Raw genomic sequence first — 11,815 nt, forward strand, 5'->3', positions numbered from 1 at the left:
CGAAAACCAATTCGGTTCACGGCAGGAAGCTGGGGGGCGGAATTTGACCTTTTTCAACACGATCAAACCAACCAACCAGCCAAAACCAACTGGACATTGTGAGCGCTGACAGAACAAGGCAGAATGATATGCATTCGATTTCATGACAGGACTCGCATGACGCACGCTGACAGTCGCAACCTATCCCCAGACCAACGCGAAAAAGTCTATCGTAAAAACTTCGTCTTCTTTTTGACCGATGGCATTCTTTTCACCCTAGCGATGAATATCCTCGGGCCGAGCACCCTGATTCCCGATTTCATCCGCCGCCTCACCAGCTCAGAAATCCTGATTGGCCTCTCGTCCAGCCTGTTTGATGTGGGTTGGACGCTGCCGCAGTTGTTCATCGCGCGCTACATCGTGCGCTTTGAGCGCAAAAAGTGGTGGTTTGCCGGGCCGAACATCCCGGTGCGTTTCGTCATGCTGATCTTCGCGGGCTTGATCGTCGTGTTCGGCGCGGCGCGACCGGAAGCGATTCTCATCGCCTTCCTGATCTGCTACGGCATCACGGCGATCGGTGATGGCATCGTCGGCGTGCCGTGGGCGGATCTCTCCGGGTCGAGCCTGGACAACCGCTGGCGCGCGCGCATGTTCGGCATCATGACCGCCAGCTCCGGCCTGATCATGCTCGGCATCTCCCCGCTGATCGGCGTGGTGCTGGGCAGCGGCGGCCCGGGTTTCCCCAACAACTATGCGATTGTGTTTGCCGCGGCGGGTGTGCTGTTCGCACTCTCGATCATCCCGACGACGCTCATTCACGAACTCCCGAGCGGCAAAGCCCTCGAGAAGATCCCGTCCTTGGGCGAATTCCTGCCGAGCCTCGGGCGTGTGCTGCGCACCGATCAGCCGTTCCGCGCCATCATCATCACGCGCATGCTGACCAGCCTGTTCGCGATGGCCAGCCCGTTCTACATCGGCTTTGCGACCGTGCAGCTCGGCCTGGCGAGCGCCGTCGCCGTGCCGACGCTGCTGGCGCTGCAAACGGTCGGCAGCGTGAGCGGCGCACTGCTCTACACGTGGCTGGGCGCGAAGAATAACGTGCTGTTCATCCGGTTGGCGCTGGTCGGCGCGGCCTTCCTGCCCATCAGCGCGTTAATCGCGTCGGTCGTCGGGCCGTTCCCGCTGTACATCGGCTTTTTGCTCTCCGGCATCACCCTGAGCAACCTGTTCATCAGCTATCAGAACTGGGTGATCAGCTATGCGTCGCCGGAACAGCGCCCAATCTACGCCGGGCTGTTCAACACCATTTCCGCGATTGTGTCGCTGGCCGCGCCGTTCATCGCCGGGACGATTGCGCAGAACCTCGGCTATGAGGTGCTGTTCTTCGTCGCGCTGGTGATGGTGTTGTGCGCGCTGTTCGTCACCCTGCGTTATCTGCGTGACCCACATGCTGTACAATTAGCAGCGGGGCTCGCCCCGCGGATTGACCGAGTTGCCAAGGGGTACGCATGATCGACGGGCTGGATATTGCCGCATCGGTTCGTGAAGGCCAACAGTACCGCCGCGCCGCCCGCCGCTGGCAGGTGATCGGCGTGGCGCTCGTCGTGCTGGCGGTGTTGGGCGCGCAGGGACTGGCGACCCTCACGCTGCGTCCGCTCGCTCAGTTGTACTTCCTTGACGGGCAGGACTGGCGCGAAATCCCGCTGCCCGAAGGCGAATCGCCGTATGAAGTCCTCGCGCTGAACGATGGCACGCTCTGGGTGGGCACGCACTCCGACTGCGGCTTTCTGCAATATCAAGCGGGCAGTTGGTCGGACTGCACGGGCGGGGTCTCAGCTCCCTATTTCGACCGCCCGATCAGCGTCACCAATGGCGATCAACTGTGGTCAGTACGCGACAACACCGTGATCCACTTCGATGGCACGCAGTGGATCACTTACGAGAATGCGCTCTCGGGCTACGGTTGGAATGACATCGAGGCCTCGCCGCTCGGCGTGTTCGTGATCAACCTGTATGGGCAAATAGCCACCTTCGACGGCACGCGCTGGCAAACGCAGCAGCTTTCCACGCTCATTCCGATGTCCAATCTGGGCAGCACCTACGCCAGCAGCGCCGATCTCGTCAAAACGCCGGACGGCATCATCTATCTGGCGTACAACGGCAATCTGTTCCGCTACGATGGACAAAGCTGGCAGCCCTTTGGCGGGCCGACGCGCCTTTCGATCAGCCGGATGTATGGCGCGACGGACACGGTATTGTGGGTGTACGATCATACTCGTGGCGTCGGCACGCTCAACCTCGCCGGGCGTCTGACCTTCAGTCGCAAAACGTTCAATTCAGCCAGCATCTTTCCCGATCAACTAGTCATTCGCAACAACGCGCCGCTGCTGATCGACATACAGGGCATTTACGAGTTGGATAATGGGAACTGGCGCATCCTGACGACGCCGCCGCGCAGCAACTGGTATCAGGATCTGTTGAGCGTGGATCACGCGGGCAATCTGTGGTGGATCGCCTACACGCAGAACCCGTACATGCCCTATTCCGAGGTGCGCCGTGACGTAGGCCTCTTTATGCGGTACGGCTGGTGGATTATTGCGCTCGGTGGGTTGGCGCTGCTCACCGTCGTGCATCCGGGGAAAGCGGCGCGCGCGCGCCGGACGCAGCGCCGTCTGTGGGCGGCGCTCTACGACGTGCCCGATCTGGTTACGCTGCAAGTGGGCGGTGGGCTGTACCGCCTGTGGCTACCGCTGATCACACTCCTCGTGCCGGTGGCGATGGTCATGGCGGCCTGGGGCGAGTTTCGGCGCGAGCGCTGGTATGCAGTGTTAGCGGGGGTCCTCCTGCTGATCTGGCTAGCGCTGCCGTTCGGCCTGCGCCAGCGCGGGTATACGCCCGCGCGGCGCAGTCTGGCCATTGAGGATTATCCGCTGCTGCTGGCGCAGCACCTGCTCGTCACGCTCGGCCTCGGCCTGCTGCTCTACTTTCCGATTGAGCAGTTCTGGGCGACCCTCGGCTTCAGTCCGAGCATCGGCGTGCTGCTGTATGTGCCGTTAGTGTTGTATCTGGCCTGGCAGCTCCTCCGCGTGTGGTTCGTTGCGCACATTCACAGCGCCAACAACCTGATCAACAAGCAGCAGGAAGAAGCCGCGCTCAAGCAGTTGGCGTGGATGGAACGCTGGCTGCCGCTGCAAGCGTGGGTTCAGCTTTTGCGGGCGCAGTTGGCCGCTCAGCAAGGTGACATTCCGACCGCGGCGGATCTCTTCCGGCGCAGCCTGTACGAATTCCAGACACAGCCGCAGCACGCCGCCACGATCCTCATTCAGTTAGCGCACGTCCGCGAACAGCAGGCGCGCCCCGACCTCGCGCTCAAGCTGCGGGAAACGGCGGTGGTGATCTACCCGGAAGGCCAACCGGGCTATCTGGCGCTCGCGGACTTCTACGAGCGACAGCAGATCGAACCGGAGCGCGTGCAGAGTCTGCGCGCGGCAGCAGGAGTGGTAGGGAATTAAAGTAGGGCGCACCTGCGTGTGCGCCCGAAATCGGGCAGACAGCCCCTACACGAAAATTCCCGTGAACCTGCTTTAGGCAGTCGTGTCGCTGGTTGTCATCAACTGCTGAACTTGGCGGTTGGGGATGGCGAAGAACACGGCCAGCCCAATTGAAATCGCCAGGCTGACCGGAGGGCTGATGATATCGATCAGCACGGCGGCGAGGTACAGCACCAGACCGATGTTGTACGACCGGGCAATGTGCCGCGTGATCGCCGGTCGACAGCGTGACTGAACAGGCGGGTTGTTGTGCGCAGCGTAGCGCCACAGCAGTTGAACATGATCGCCACGAGGAAAAACCACCCGTTATAGATGAAGACGGCCGCCCGCTGCTGCGGGTCAAGCAGGTACGCCGCGACAATCGATGTGGGGAACGGCACCACAGTCACGCCGAACAGCAGCAGCCCACTCAGCAGCATGAGGTTGTTATCCGAGCGGCGAATGATGGTGAATAAGCGGTGATGATTAATCCACATGACGAGCACGAAGAAGAAACTCGCCGCAAACGCCAGATAAATCGTCCAGGACTTCGCCAGTTCGGCGAGCAAGCCGTTAGCCGTCACCGCCGCGGGTTCGGGCAGCTTGACGTTAAATATCAGCAACGTGACGACAATGGCGAACACGCCGTCGCTAAAGGCCTGATGCGCTGCGTTTCTTTCTCGGTTTCGGGGGCTTTGGTCATGGCGTCCTCGGGCAGGCTACCTCAAAACGACGATTGACTACAATTGATATACGTCTATTGTGGATGCGCAGTACTTTGGTTAACATGTGTCTGGTAAGACGACGAACAGGATAACCATGACTCGCGCATTGATCACCGGTGGCGGGCTTCATTGGCAGTCACTTAGCCGAGCGACTGCTTGAACACGGCTACCAAGTTACCATTATTGATAACCTGAGCACAGGGCGCATTAAGAATCTCGCGGCGATTGAGCATCATCCCAAGTTCCGCACTGCTATTGAAGACATCCGCAACATCCATGTCATGGATCGACTGGTCAGCGAATGTGATGTGATCTTCCACCTGGCCGCGGCAGTGGGGGTGCAGCGCATCATCAGTGAACCCATCGAAACCATCGAAACGAATATCGGCGGCAGCGAAGTGGTGCTCAAGACGGCCCGCCGCTACCGCAAGAAAGTGCTCATCGCCTCGACCTCAGAAGTGTATGGTAAAGGCGTGCGTTTCCCGTTCCACGAAGACGACGACAGCGTGCTCGGCGCGACGACTCGCTCCCGCTGGAGCTACGCCGCCAGCAAAGCGATTGACGAATTTCTCGCGCTCGCCTACCTAAAAGAGAAAGGGCTGCCCGTCGTGATCTTCCGTCTGTTCAACACGGTTGGCCCGCGTCAGCACGGTCAGTATGGGGATGGTGCTGCCGCGCTTCGTCAAATGGGCGATCAACAACGAGCCGATCGGCGGTCTACGGCGACGGCCAACAGAGCGCTGCTTCGCGAATGTGAACGACGTGGTGCATGCGATTCACCTTCTTGAGCGAAGCGCCCGACGCAATTGGGCAGGTGTTCAATATCGGCAGCAGCGAAGAGGTCTCGATCTACGAACTGGCCGACCGAGTGCGGCAGCGCGCGGGCAGTAGCTCGAAATCAAGGTCATTCCCGAAGAAGCCTACGAGGCCGGGTTCGAAGACTTCCGGCGGCGCGTGCCGGCGTTGGATAAAATCTGCGGACTGGTAGAATGGAAGCCGACTACCTCCTTAGACGACACAATCGACCAGATTATCGCCTATCACCGTGAGGAAAAAGCACATGGCGGAAATTAATCGTAAAGAACTCATTCTGGCGCTCGTCGGTGCGGGGACTACGCCCCGGCTGGCGGGTATTGACCTATCAGCGCTCGATATGACGCGTCTGGATATGACTGGGGCTTCGGCGCGCGCGGCGAAGTTCGTCGCGGCGACCCTGCGCGAAGCGATTCTCATCAACGCGAACCTGAGCTTTAGCGATATGACCACGGTGCAAGGGGTCGGGCTGGACTTGAACGGGGCGAACCTGACGGGCGTCAACTTCAGCAACGCGACGCTCACCAGCGCGCCTGACGAATGCTAACCTGACCAACGCGATCCTGAATGGCGCCAACCTCACGGGGGCGAACATGAAAGGCGCGATTGTCACCGGCCTTAAGTTCAACGAATCGACTACCTGGCCGGATGGCAAAAAAGGCAGCCAAGGCAACCCGGTCAGCTATACGACGTAAAACCAAACCCCCCCTTTGCGGTGCGCGTTTAGCTCCCCCCGCTCCTGTAGGAGAGGGGGCTGGGGGGTGAGGTTTAAGCTTCTCTCTAAGCGAAATTACAGGGCGACACTTCGCGGCCAGCCGCGCCAAAAATCCACGCTTGCGTATTGTCGAGCATCACCACGCCATACCACAGCCCATCACTGCTCAAGCCATTCGCGCCGATTTGCGTGCGCACGGTCAGCAAGCCGACGACTTCCGCATCCGCATTCGGTTCGCGGCGGATATTGACGCGCGAATTGGTGCTGACGAAGCACGCAATTTCGCCCGCAGCGCTCTGCGCCTGCCCGACGGGTTCAGCTTCCACGGGCGCAGGGTCGCGTCGACCTCGGTTTCCGGTTCAATCGCGCCTTCAATATCGAGGATGACCTGCCCCGCGCGCCCGGGTCGTTGGGGATGACGGTGATTTCGTAGCTGCGATTGCTGTTATCGAGCGTGAGCCGCGACGCGATGACATTGGTCAACCGGGCGGTGACGTTGCCGCGCGGGTCGCGCACTTCCACCAGATACGGGAAGTCGGCGGGGTCGGCGCTCGCGCTGGCGTGGTCGGCTCATCGGTCGTTAAAGGAAGACTTGGGGCCCGGCATCGGTGGCAAGTCAATCGGCGTCAAGCCGGAACCGATACCGACCGGTTCGCCATCCTGCGCCCAGACGCCAGTTCCAACAAAATAGTCCAATGACAATGAGTGTAAGACGTGCTGCTGCGTTCATCCAGCCACCTCGATTATGGGTTGACTCGCTCTGCTGTCCCGGTCAAAGTCCATGTCACAACTGTGTTTTCCCCGCCAGTCGCGGAGACCAAGAAGCTGCCACTCTTAGAGTCGAAGACGACTTGTCGTATGATAATCGTATCACCACATGCGAAAGTCTGCCCACCGGCCGCAAACCGAATATTTTCGACGCCCGTTCCGGTGCAGGTCGCGGTGATGGTTAAGGTAAGCTCGCGGCCCGGCTGTTGGCATCCCGATTGACGTTGAGCACAGTATACACCACTCGATCTTCCTGATCGCCTTCAGAGTACGATCACCTGTCGCTGATCGTGGTGACCGTGCCGGTCGTCACGTCCAGTTCGTAGTCGTTGTCGGCGGGCGCGTAGGCCGATGGCGCGTGCCCGTCGGTGGACGCGGCGTTGGAGGTCGCGTGGGGCGTGCGGGTATTCGTCGCGGTGGGTGGCACGGGCGTCGCTGTCTGCGGCGGTGGCGTCGCGGTATTGCGCGGGGTGCGGCGTGCTGGTCGCCGGGGGGGCACCGAGTATTGGTTTCGGTGGGTGACGGCGTCGCCGTCGCTGCGCGGGGTGCGCGTGTTCGTCGCCGTGGGCGGCACGGGCGTTTCCGTCGGCGGCGGCCGCGTATTGGTCTCCGGTCGGCGCGGGCGTTTCGACGTGGGGCGGCGTGTTCGACGGGGTGAACGACGGTGTGTGCGTTTCCGTCGGCGTCACCGGGGGTCAAGGGTGTTGGTCGGTGTACGCGACGGAGTCAGCGTGGGCGTGAAGGTCTCGGTGGGCGTGAACGTGGGCGTGAACGTGAGGGTATGGTCGGCGCGAAGGTGAGGGTGGGTGGGCGTTGCGGGTGGCAGCACCGCGCATCCTGATGGTCGGCGCGGCCTCCGCGTAATCTGAACCAACGCGCACCAGCACGACGCCCGCGCATGTGGTTCGACGTGCAGCGTGAACACGGCATCGCGCTGCCGAGTTCCAACGTCACAATGAAGACCCCTTCCGCGAATTCGGCCAGTGTCGTCCCGTTTATAATCGAGAATTTGCGGCGGTGAAGGGGATATCAACGCCGATGATCGTCACGACGGTCGGCTGATCCCGGGTTTTGGCGAACGCGGTAGTTGGTGGGCGCGTCCTGCGCGAAATCGATCAGCGCGGTGGTATCGGCCGGAATCATGATGCCCTCGTCGCTCTGGGCGAGGATCAACCATGCGGAGAGTAAACAGAGGATCATGAATCCGTAACGCAAAAGACGCATACCGGCTCCTTCGTCAGCAACAATGCATACGCTACTATTGTCCCTGATACGAAGACTGGCGCAGTCGGTCTTGGTACGAATTCGGTTAGCCTGCGGCGCCGCCGCTGACGCGCAGCACATAGTTGATGTAGCTCTGGGGGCTCTGCGACGCGAAGGTGATGGTGAAGGGCTGCTGCGGACTGTCGAGCGGAACGGCAGCGTGAGCGCATCACCGCAGGTGAGGGTCGGCGTGTGGTAGGACCAGCCCAGCGCACGGCCTCAGGCTGGGGCGCCGTCGCAGTCCAGCGTCAGGGTGAATTCGCGCAGGTTGTTGGGCGGCTGGGTGTACAGGTTGATGATGACCATCCACAGCATGTCGAGCGCGTCGCCGTCCGGCGCCGAAATGGTGTTGCGGAACGAGCCGTCGCCGTCGCGATCCACTCGCAGGCGAACACCTCCGCGTCTGGGCGCGGCCACGGGATCAGCGGATTGCGCACGCGGGGCAGGGCCGCGCATACGCCCGGCAAACCGTAGATTTTCCGCGCGCGGCCAACCGCGCCGTTCGCCGTAAATTGACCGTGACCCAGCCATCATCGGTGAGGCCGAGCGCGGTCAACTCGGTGACGAGCGTGCCGGAGTTCGGCGAATTCCGCGCCAGGGTATGAGCGCACGAGCAGATCGCCGGGAACGGCGCCGCCGACCATGCACTGCGGCGCCAGCTTGGGCGCATCAATCCAGGCGGCGAGGGGGGCGCGGACGTGGGCGTGGCGAGTGCGGTCGCCGACACCTGATTGACGGGACAGACGGCGGGCTGCACCAGCAGCAGCACCACTAAACCGGCCGACCACCGTGCAGCAATCGGATCACCAAGGCCTTCGTCCACCCAATCACCGCACACCCCCCCAAAGAAATCTATTCGTTACTCTAACGATAACCGGATCGCGTAAAACTCATGGACGGGCGGCGTACTCTCACCTGACCGCTGGACTACGCTCAAACGACGGACTGCTGGCCTGTGGCCTACGCAGGTTATCGGTGATTCACGGACGGATGGAGGAGTACAGCCGTGAAGCTTGTCCGAAAAGTCAAATATGACTAGGGTCCGAGCATGACGTCAGAACAATGCGAAGCAGGCGGTTACACACAATGCCGAACTTGAACGCGGCGGCGCTGGCGGGTACCAAGCGGGCGAGCACTCGCCAATCGGAATGCGCGGAGGTGCTTGAGTCAAAACAAAACGGTAAAGGTGTAACCAGCGCCGGGCTTTGGGTATCCTAACGCGGAGAGCGGGGTGCGGTTGAGCGCATTTGCAGTGATAATCATGTTGCCAGCGCCGACGAGGTCGCCGTAACGGGGTAAAGCGCAACGGAGTTGCTCCAAAAGAGGCGCAGCACCTGTGTGCGCCCTCCAATGATCGCTTGATATTTCCTGCGCCAGCCCGATGAGCAGGCCTTCCGACCGCGAATGTAGCAGAGGCGATACGAGTCCTCGTACTGCACCACTTCGCCGACGAGCCGCGGGAGCGTGACGGCGGATAGCGAGTGAGCGTGTCGTCGATATCCTCCACCGTGAACATCACCTGCAGGTAGCCCAGCGTTCACTGGCGCGTTGGGTGATGATCGCCGATGACCTGTGGCGCGGGAAAGCGCACACAGCTCGAGGCGGCTGTGACCATCGGGGTGACCAAACACAGGGATCCTCGACGCGTTCAGTGCCCAGTCCGGGTCACGCGCCCGGCCCACTCACCTTCGATCAGGCGCGCCCTTCGAGCCGCAGACCCAGCTCCGCGAAAACGCGCGATGCCGTCGAGCGCTTCGACGACGATGCCGACATTATCCATCCGCTTCAGATTGGGTTTGTCTGAACTCATCACGCTCCTCCTATCGTCTATCCCGACCCTCAACCAATCCCGGCAGAGAGCGCCAAGACGTTATTATTTTCCCCTCTAACGTAGGAGGCTGGGGTGAAGGGCGAGACGCGCTGCGTTTCCAAGTCCCTCTCCACCCGGAGAAGGGATTGCGGGTGAGGTTGCTCTACGGCGTGTTGATTGCCGCCGAGCGTTCCAGTAATCAGACGGCGAATATACTCAGGTCGCTGGAGCGGCCACCAGCGGAACTTAACCACCCCGTGAATGATGCTCGCGTCAATCGGGCCAGAACCCTGAATCGAGGCCAGGATTGCGGTTATCGCCGAGAATGAAGTACTGGTTTGCGCCGACTTCCCAGTGTCCGCTGTAACGCGGCGCTTCGTTGAAGTAACTCTCGCGCAGCGGCACACCGGTTGATGTACACGCGCCTGGTCGCGATCCGACCACTTCGCCCGGCGTACCTGATCACGCGCTTTGACGATCAGCTCGCCATCGGGGCGACGTGAGTACGATGACCGCCGCGTTCCGGCGGCGCGTCAGCGGTGTCGATGTTCATTGACAACAAGCGCTCGGTTTCATGCAGGGTCGGTCCCATGCTCGCCCCTGACGGCGTAGCGGGAAGAATAGATTCAAGAGCAAATATGAATCGCCGCGACGAAGACGCATGCCCCACCCAATCGCGTAAAATTGCTGCACCCTGAACGCGAGATTCCACCCACCATGAACGATCAGGCTGGTAAATCATGCAGAACCTTTCAAGAGTCGCCAGGCCCACTTATAGTACCGTTAAAATGCGCGCCCCGCTTTAGGCCAATCTGACTACCGACCAACGGTGTACAGATTTCGAGTCAACGTTAGGCCGATGGCATGCTTTTCTGGGGTCACGATTTCGGATATTATGTTATTTGAAAGCCATTGCGCGATTGATGCTGTTCCTGCGGCCAGCCTCCGATAATGCGCCGTGGACCCACACCGGGGCGATTCTCGAACTGGACGCTGACGAGGTCTCGATCGGTCGGGAGTTAAGAATCATTGTCATTCACGATAATGAAGTCAGCTGCGAACACCGCCGCCCCCGTGCGGCTGTTGAAGGCTACGAGCTGCATGATCTCCAGTCGAGCAACGGCACATCGTCAACGGGCGTCATGTCATCACCACGGATGCTCACGCTGGGCACGAAGCGATCGAACTCGGCGACCTGATCACCCCCGAATACACGCAGTACGATCCCAAAGAAAAATAAGTCTGGTCGTCGGTGGACGCGGCAACCGTTGCGCGGCTGTTCAACCTGACGCGATGTACGGTCTGATGATGACGATGAAGAAGTAGTCGGCTATTTGTTTGAGCTCATCAAGCGTCATCAAGATCGCGATTTCTCCAATGATTTCGTCATTCAGACCTGGAAGTCAGCTGCTTCTCCATGCGCGGTTCACAGCACGCCCAAAGGCTACTTGCTGGAAGACCTGAATTCGACCAATGGCACGGCGCTCAACGCCGTTGGTGAAGACGATCCAGCTGCCCAGCCCAACGACGGGATTCGGCTTGGGGTCAATGGTGCAGCTCCAGTTCATCTTCCAGGACAAGACCGTCACCGACAAGCTCGATCCCACGCGCCCGCGCAAAGCCGGACGCCGCGCGCGGTCAGGATGAAACGCTCTTTGACAACATCTTCGCCAACAAGCACCGCACCTGAATTCGCCGTCAAGCAGACGACGCGGCCTGGCACAGGCGTCGAACTCCGGCGCGCTGGTCGACACGATTTTTCGTCTCTTACGGGCGCAAAGATTGGGAAGGCATCGTCGTGCCGATGATGCTGTCGATGCAGAGCGGCGGGCCGCTGGCATGGGTGGATTAGCATTTAGCGCAGGGCAGCAAAGACTGGATGCGCCGGTCGAACTGGCGCTCGCCGAATGCTGGCTCATGGTGTTGATCTGGTCAAAAGAGGCCGCGGCGTCCAATTACGTGCGCATCTGGTACCGCTACTTCCTCCAACGCGAAACCGCCTGTCATCCTCGCCCGTGATGACACCCTGATCCCCAAGAGCTGGCTCCGCGCCTGCTGTGTCTACTACGACGACAAGAAGATCGGTACCTACAAATCATCTATGAAATTATTAACTATCGTCGTCACAACGTGGTATTAATCTAAATTTAAGTTATAATTCACAAACACAATGCAGGACGTTGTGTAGAATCATAATAATGGCATCGCATAT

15 protein-coding genes and 2 pseudogenes are annotated in these 11,815 nt (G+C 60.3%); 8 read left to right on the forward strand and 9 right to left on the reverse strand.

The window, feature by feature from the left end:
• Window positions 1-156 precede the first annotated feature (156 nt).
• Complete coding sequence (locus IPK17_RS39950; protein WP_343423343.1) at window positions 157-1,491, forward strand: MFS transporter; 1,335 nt, start codon at window positions 157-159, stop codon at window positions 1,489-1,491.
• Window positions 1,488-3,491 (forward strand): hypothetical protein, encoded by a 2,004-nt coding sequence (locus IPK17_RS39955; protein WP_343423344.1) that lies wholly within the window; start codon window positions 1,488-1,490, stop codon window positions 3,489-3,491. Before IPK17_RS39950 ends, IPK17_RS39955 begins: the two co-directional genes overlap by 4 nt.
• A gap of 72 nt (window positions 3,492-3,563) precedes the next feature.
• Here IPK17_RS39955 and IPK17_RS39960 read toward each other — a convergent pair whose 3' ends face one another.
• Together IPK17_RS39960 and IPK17_RS39965 are read right to left on the reverse strand one after the other, a co-directional pair.
• Window positions 3,564-3,704: a hypothetical protein gene (locus IPK17_RS39960; protein WP_343423345.1), complete on the reverse strand. Its 141-nt coding sequence runs from the start codon at window positions 3,702-3,704 to the stop codon at window positions 3,564-3,566.
• A pseudogene (locus tag IPK17_RS39965) lies at window positions 3,680-4,159 on the reverse strand (TMEM175 family protein); the annotation flags it as partial. The gene IPK17_RS39960 and the pseudogene IPK17_RS39965, both read right to left, overlap by 25 nt.
• Before the next feature lie 191 nt (window positions 4,160-4,350).
• On the opposite strand from IPK17_RS39965, the gene IPK17_RS39970 reads away from it, so the two are divergent.
• Window positions 4,351-5,022, forward strand: coding sequence for a GDP-mannose 4,6-dehydratase (locus tag IPK17_RS39970; RefSeq protein WP_343423346.1), 672 nt, complete (start codon window positions 4,351-4,353; stop codon window positions 5,020-5,022).
• Between the two features lie 272 nt (window positions 5,023-5,294).
• Window positions 5,295-5,594 (forward strand): pentapeptide repeat-containing protein, encoded by a 300-nt coding sequence (locus IPK17_RS39975; protein WP_343423347.1) that lies wholly within the window; start codon window positions 5,295-5,297, stop codon window positions 5,592-5,594.
• Between the two features lie 233 nt (window positions 5,595-5,827).
• On the opposite strand, the gene IPK17_RS39980 is transcribed toward IPK17_RS39975, so the two are convergent.
• Window positions 5,828-6,088 (reverse strand): SH3 domain-containing protein, encoded by a 261-nt coding sequence (locus IPK17_RS39980; RefSeq protein ID WP_343423348.1) that lies wholly within the window; start codon window positions 6,086-6,088, stop codon window positions 5,828-5,830.
• 716 nt (window positions 6,089-6,804) lie between these two features.
• Window positions 6,805-7,029 (reverse strand): hypothetical protein, encoded by a 225-nt coding sequence (locus tag IPK17_RS39985; protein WP_343423349.1) that lies wholly within the window; start codon window positions 7,027-7,029, stop codon window positions 6,805-6,807.
• A 19-nt stretch (window positions 7,030-7,048) separates the two neighbouring features.
• Between IPK17_RS39985 and IPK17_RS39990 the strand changes: the two genes are divergently transcribed.
• A complete protein-coding gene (locus IPK17_RS39990) occupies window positions 7,049-7,330 on the forward strand; it encodes a hypothetical protein (RefSeq protein WP_343423350.1) in 282 nt (93 codons plus the stop codon).
• A gap of 229 nt (window positions 7,331-7,559) precedes the next feature.
• Here IPK17_RS39990 and IPK17_RS39995 read toward each other — a convergent pair whose 3' ends face one another.
• The 5 genes and pseudogenes from IPK17_RS39995 to IPK17_RS40015 all read right to left on the reverse strand — a co-directional run bounded on the left by IPK17_RS39995 (window position 7,560) and on the right by IPK17_RS40015 (window position 10,047).
• Window positions 7,560-7,754: a hypothetical protein gene (locus tag IPK17_RS39995; protein ID WP_343423351.1), complete on the reverse strand. Its 195-nt coding sequence runs from the start codon at window positions 7,752-7,754 to the stop codon at window positions 7,560-7,562.
• 258 nt (window positions 7,755-8,012) lie between these two features.
• Complete coding sequence (locus IPK17_RS40000; protein ID WP_343423352.1) at window positions 8,013-8,174, reverse strand: hypothetical protein; 162 nt, start codon at window positions 8,172-8,174, stop codon at window positions 8,013-8,015.
• A gap of 40 nt (window positions 8,175-8,214) precedes the next feature.
• Window positions 8,215-8,616 carry a hypothetical protein gene (locus tag IPK17_RS40005; protein WP_343423353.1) on the reverse strand — a complete coding sequence of 134 codons (402 nt, stop codon included), beginning with the start codon at window positions 8,614-8,616 and terminating at the stop codon, window positions 8,215-8,217.
• Window positions 8,617-9,155: 539 nt separating this feature from the next.
• Window positions 9,156-9,603 (reverse strand): annotated as a pseudogene (locus IPK17_RS40010) (VOC family protein); the annotation flags it as partial.
• Window positions 9,604-9,876: 273 nt separating this feature from the next.
• Window positions 9,877-10,047: a hypothetical protein gene (locus IPK17_RS40015; RefSeq protein WP_502750109.1), complete on the reverse strand. Its 171-nt coding sequence runs from the start codon at window positions 10,045-10,047 to the stop codon at window positions 9,877-9,879.
• A gap of 458 nt (window positions 10,048-10,505) precedes the next feature.
• Between IPK17_RS40015 and IPK17_RS40020 the strand changes: the two genes are divergently transcribed.
• The 3 genes from IPK17_RS40020 (at window position 10,506) to IPK17_RS40030 (ending at window position 11,622) form a co-directional block, all read left to right on the forward strand.
• Window positions 10,506-10,802 carry an FHA domain-containing protein gene (locus IPK17_RS40020; protein WP_343423354.1) on the forward strand — a complete coding sequence of 99 codons (297 nt, stop codon included), beginning with the start codon at window positions 10,506-10,508 and terminating at the stop codon, window positions 10,800-10,802.
• 274 nt (window positions 10,803-11,076) lie between these two features.
• Complete coding sequence (locus tag IPK17_RS40025; RefSeq protein ID WP_343423355.1) at window positions 11,077-11,250, forward strand: hypothetical protein; 174 nt, start codon at window positions 11,077-11,079, stop codon at window positions 11,248-11,250.
• 192 nt (window positions 11,251-11,442) lie between these two features.
• Window positions 11,443-11,622, forward strand: coding sequence for a hypothetical protein (locus IPK17_RS40030; protein ID WP_343423356.1), 180 nt, complete (start codon window positions 11,443-11,445; stop codon window positions 11,620-11,622).
• Window positions 11,623-11,815 lie beyond the last annotated feature (193 nt).

This window comes from Candidatus Flexifilum breve, from assembly GCF_016713355.1.